General features: G+C 56.9%; 4 protein-coding genes. 1 reads left to right on the top strand and 3 read right to left on the bottom strand.

The features are described 5' to 3' along the window. Positions 1-195: 195 nt before the first annotated feature. Positions 196-1,266, bottom strand: coding sequence for a 3-isopropylmalate dehydrogenase (gene leuB / locus QZ292_RS09615; protein ID WP_294601003.1), 1,071 nt, complete (start codon positions 1,264-1,266; stop codon positions 196-198). An 88-nt stretch (positions 1,267-1,354) separates the two neighbouring features. Between leuB and QZ292_RS09610 the strand changes: the two genes are divergently transcribed. Continuing rightward, on the top strand, positions 1,355-1,501 hold the full coding sequence (locus QZ292_RS09610) for a hypothetical protein (RefSeq protein WP_294601002.1): 147 nt from the start codon (positions 1,355-1,357) through the stop codon (positions 1,499-1,501). Between the two features lie 807 nt (positions 1,502-2,308). Here the strand turns inward: QZ292_RS09610 and QZ292_RS09605 are convergent. Continuing rightward, entirely contained in the window at positions 2,309-3,841 is a 1,533-nt protein-coding gene (locus QZ292_RS09605; RefSeq protein WP_294601000.1) for an alpha-isopropylmalate synthase regulatory domain-containing protein, read from the bottom strand. 319 nt (positions 3,842-4,160) lie between these two features. Then, positions 4,161-4,760 carry a 3-isopropylmalate dehydratase small subunit gene (leuD, locus tag QZ292_RS09600; protein ID WP_294600997.1) on the bottom strand — a complete coding sequence of 200 codons (600 nt, stop codon included), beginning with the start codon at positions 4,758-4,760 and terminating at the stop codon, positions 4,161-4,163. Positions 4,761-4,876 lie beyond the last annotated feature (116 nt).

Genomic DNA, 4,876 nt, shown 5'->3' with positions numbered 1-4,876 from the left:
GAGCCATCGCTGGCTCCTAAACTTGTACTACAACTGCAATACTTCAAGGAACTTTTGCGGGTGCAAAGATAAGGACTTCTTTCTCTATTCTCCAAATATTTTCAGAAATATTTTTGAAGTTTCTTTGCCGGCCGCCTATATCGAGCTGGGAATCAGCCGATTTTTCACTTAAAAAAATTCCGCTGCAAGGATCGCCTACACATGGGCGGCGACAAAGTCGCCCACTTCGGTGGTCGAGCAGGCTTTTTGTCCGGCTGCGGAGGGGTCGATCAGGTCTTCGGTCACGACTCCGTCGGCAATGGCTTGTTCGACGGCGGCGCGAACGGCGGCACCTTCTTTCACGAGTCCGATGTGTTCGAGCAGCATGGCAGCGCTCAGGATCGTGGCCATCGGATTGGCGATATTTTTCCCGGCGGCCTGGGGATAAGACCCGTGAATCGGCTCGAACAGAGCCACTTCCGACCCCAGCGATGCCGACGGCAGCAAGCCCAAAGAACCGCTAATAACACTCGATTCGTCGGTCAGAATATCTCCGAACAGGTTCTCGGTGACCAGCACGTCGAAGTAGGTAGGGCGCTGGATGATCTGCATGGCGGCGTTGTCGACGAACATGTAATCGACCTGTACGTCAGGATATTGCGGGGCCATCTCCTTGGCGATCTGGCGCCACAGGCGGGAGGTGGCGATGACGTTGGCTTTGTCGACGACGGTGAGCAGTTTGCGCCGTTTCCGGGCCTGTTCGAAGGCGACTTTCAGGATGCGTTCGATCTCTTCGCGAGAGTAGACGCAGGTGTCATAGGCGGTATTCCCGTCTTCGCTCCGCCCCTGGGGACGGCCGAAGTACATCCCGCCAGTCAGCTCGCGAATACATACAAAATCTGCGCCTTTGACCCGTTCCGCTTTCAGGGGCGAGCGTTCCACGAGGGAGTCGAAGACGACCAGCGGACGCACGTTGGCGAACAGGCCCAAGGATTTGCGCATCCGCAGCAATCCCTGTTCGGGCCGCACTTTGGCGGAGGGGTCGTTGTCGTATTTGGGGTCGCCGATGGCGCCGAAGAGTACGATTCCGGCTTCCTGGCAGATCCGGTGGGTCTCTGCGGGATAGGGATCGCCGGTGGCATCGATGGCGCAGGCGCCGACGAGGCCTTTCCGATAAGTAAAGGTGTGGCCGTACTTTCTCCCGACGGCGTCGAGTACTTTGACGGCTTCGCCGATGATCTCGGGCCCGATGCCGTCGCCGGGCAGCAGGGCAATGGTCTGGTTCATGGTTATCTGGTTGTTATGTTTCTTTGTTTCGTAAATCCCCGCCCCGGGCTTCCGCGACGCAGGCAACGGTGGGCGGTTAGGCGATCTAATGGACGTCGGCTACAGCGGGTTCAGCTGGTCTTCCGCCACGAGCGGCATCAGCGGCCTGGACTTGAATTTCAGTTCGCAGTACCTCCACACCAGTCACTCGGACAGCCGCGCCCACAGTTTTCAGTTGCGTTGCCTCTCGGAATAAACGGGCCGCACTCCCAACTGGCAGCCTCTACCCTACACCGTTGCGGTCGGACGCCCGGGAGTGATCGCAATTTTCGACGCGTGAGCGGCGTGTTGCGGGCCTCCCGTGGGAAGGCGTCCGGCCCGCGCGACTCTTCGAGTCACAAGAACTCAGCCCAATTCTCCGCCCATTCGTCCTCGGGCGCGCCCCCCGGCGCCCGCCTGTGGCGTTCGCTGCGCTCCGAGGCCGGCGATTCTGCGAATCGCGCTACTCGCTCTCAGCCCCGTGTCCGCCTCACTGCGGCTCCGCTGTCGCTCCGCCGCATTTGCTGTCGCCCGCGGGGATTTCATCTCAATTTTGCTCACCGCAAAACGAGCGAAATCCCTCCTCAAGCGGGCGGGCGACGGTATTAAGTTCTGTCCGCGCGCCTTAGGGAAATCTTGTTCAAACACGCAGTCGTGTTTGAACGATTTCCCTTCTAAGGCGTCGGCGCGCGGTGCCTTCGGGCACTCCGAAATGGCCGCCTATACCCTAACAGGATAACTGCCCTGCGCGGGCGGCGGCCGGGTGGCCCCGGCGGGACGGAGCGATACTGCGTATCGCTTACTGGTTTGCTGCGCCCCGTTCTCTTTTCGCGCGCCTGCGCGATTCATCTATATTCGGCTCGCGCCGAAATAGTTGAATCGCTTCTTTAGGCGACGGCGCGCGTCGGTTTGAGGGTACTGTTCTTTTTGTGAACAAAAAGAACCAAAAAAACTTTAGGCGGATGCTGCGCATCCTCAAACTGCCGACAGCCCTAATCTCTGTCCGCACACCTGCACGACTTTCCTACCCTCGCTGCTCGATCTTGTTCAACATCTTTACGGTCGCCTTAATGGCGGCAATGGTCTGGTCGGCATCCAGCCCGCGGGTCTTGAACCGCACATTCCCCTGCTCCCAGGTAATCAGGGTCTGGACGAACGCGTCCGTCCGCCCTCCCGGAGGAATGCTCACGGAATAGTCGGCCAAAATCGGAAACTCGCGTCCCAGCTGCTCCTTATATATCGCCCGAACGGCCGACACAAAGGCGTCGTACTGACCGTCCCCGGCCGAGGTCTGCTGATAGCTCTGGCCGTGAATCTCCATCTTCACCGTGGCCACCGGACGCAGCCCCTGAGCCACCGATAACGAATAGTTGAGTATCCGCACGGCATCGGGCTCCCCGTCCCCGGAATTACCCAGCAAATCCGAAACGATATACGGCAGATCCTCTGCGGTCACGATCTCTTTCCGGTCGCCGAGTTCCACGATATATTGCGTCACACGCGTCATAGACTCCTCGTCGAGCTCGATACCCAACAACTCCAAATTCTTACGGATATTGGCTTTCCCGGAGCTCTTCCCCAACGCATACTGCCTCGTCCGGCCGAACCGTTCCGGAAGTAAATCATTGAAATAGAGGTTGTTCTTATTATCCCCATCGGCATGAATCCCGGCGCATTGGGTAAAAACGTTTTCGCCGATCACCGGTTTGTTGGCCGGAATCCGGATGCCCGAATAACTTTCGACCACCGTGGAGACGTGGTTGGTCCGCGCCTCGTCGATCCCCATCTCGACGTTCAAATGGTCGTGCAGGGCAGCGATCACACTCGACAACGGCGCATTTCCGGCCCGCTCGCCCAATCCGTTGACGGTCACATGCACGCCCTGTATCCCGGCCTTAACCGCCGCCACGGTATTGGCCACCGCAAGGTCATAATCATTATGCCCATGAAAATCGAACCGCAAATCGGGATAACGCTCGACCATAGCCCGACAGGCTTCGTAACATTCCCACGGCTCGAAAATACCCAGCGTATCGGGCAGCATGAACCGCCGGACGGGCAAGTCCCGCAAGGCGTCCACCATACGATATACGTACTCGCGCGAGTGGCGCATCCCGTTCGACCAGTCTTCGAGATACAGATTGACGGCTATCCCCCGCTCTGTCGCCGCCTCGACGTCGCGCCGGATATCCGCGACATGCTGGTCGAGGGTCTTCCGCAACTGATATTTGCAATGCTTCTCGGAACCTTTGGTCAGCAGATTGACGACACGCCCGCCGCAGGCGGAGATCCAGTCGAGCGACACACCGCCGTCCACGAAACCGAGCACTTCGATCCGGTCGAGATACCCGTTCTTAGCCCCCCACTCCATAATTCGGCTCACGGCCTGACGCTCACCTTCGCTCACCCGGGCGGAGGCGATTTCGATCCGGTCGACCCGGATGTCGGTCAGCAAAAGCCGCGCGAGGCTGAGCTTCTCCTGGGGCGCAAACGAAACGCCGGAGGTCTGCTCGCCGTCACGCAGGGTGGTGTCCATGATCTCGACTCTCGATGGCATAATCTGTTAGTTTTTCATTTATTTCGTTGTACCGGACGAAACTGCCGCTTTCTTGAAAGAAAGCGGCGCAAAGAACTTTTAGTTAGCTACGCTACGCCTTACGCTCCGCAGTCCTCAGTCTTCGAGATTACTTTTGGGTCGGGGTTGTAGCGCGCCAATGCGAGCTAAACCTTATTGCGCGCTACAACTCCCGGCCCAAAGAAAGTCCGGGAATTGGGCCGCCGGCAGCTTTAGGATGCGAAGCATCCTCTAAAGTTTTTTTGGTTCTTTTTGTTCACAAAAAGAACAGTTCACTCCAACACAAAGACAAATAAACAAATTATTGGCAGCGACGCGACTCGTACGACTCAACCTCCGGGCGGAGAGTCACCAGATAATCCACATCGTCGTACCCCTTCAACAGGCACTCCTTCTTATACCCGTCGATGGCGAACGACTCGCTTTCTCCCGTTGTGTTGTTGGTGATGGTCTGGCTTTCGAGATCGACGGTGAACTGCGCACGGCTGTCTTTCTCGATGGTCGCAAAAATTCCGGCCAAAAATTCCGGACTGACCTGAATCGGCAGAAGACCGTTATTCAAAGCGTTGTTCCGGAAAATGTCGGCAAAAAAGCTGCTCACCACCACGCGGAATCCATAGTCGTAAATAGCCCATGCGGCATGTTCGCGCGACGATCCGCAACCGAAATTATAACCGGCTACGAGAATCGTCCCTTCGTACCGGGCCTTGTCGTTGACGGGAAACTCCGGAATCAACCCGTTCTCTTTCGTATATCGCCAATCCCGAAACAAATTGTCACCAAAACCTTTCCGCTCGGTGGCTTTCAAAAACCGGGCGGGAATAATCTGGTCGGTGTCTATATTCTCGATGTTCACGGGCACGGCACCGGATACGATCTTGACAAATTTTTCTCTTGCCATCTCTATCTTAAATATTTGTTCGTTTATCTGTGTCTACCCGGCCGGAACTGCCGCTTTTTGTAAAAAGCGGCACCAAAAACTTTTAGATAGCTACGCTACTCCTTAGGCTCCGCAGT

It is taken from the genome of uncultured Rikenella sp. (genome assembly GCF_910577125.1).
In the GTDB taxonomy this organism is placed as follows: domain Bacteria; phylum Bacteroidota; class Bacteroidia; order Bacteroidales; family Rikenellaceae; genus Rikenella.
This window is presented reverse-complemented; position numbering and strand designations above follow the sequence as displayed.

Coding starts and splice junctions, on each gene's coding strand:
- leuB (WP_294601003.1), bottom strand. CDS start 1,266: ATGAACCAGACCATTGCCCTGCTGCCCGGCGACGGCATCGGGCCCGAG.
- QZ292_RS09610 (WP_294601002.1), top strand. CDS start 1,355: ATGGACGTCGGCTACAGCGGGTTCAGCTGGTCTTCCGCCACGAGCGGC.
- QZ292_RS09605 (WP_294601000.1), bottom strand. CDS start 3,841: ATGCCATCGAGAGTCGAGATCATGGACACCACCCTGCGTGACGGCGAG.
- leuD (WP_294600997.1), bottom strand. CDS start 4,760: ATGGCAAGAGAAAAATTTGTCAAGATCGTATCCGGTGCCGTGCCCGTG.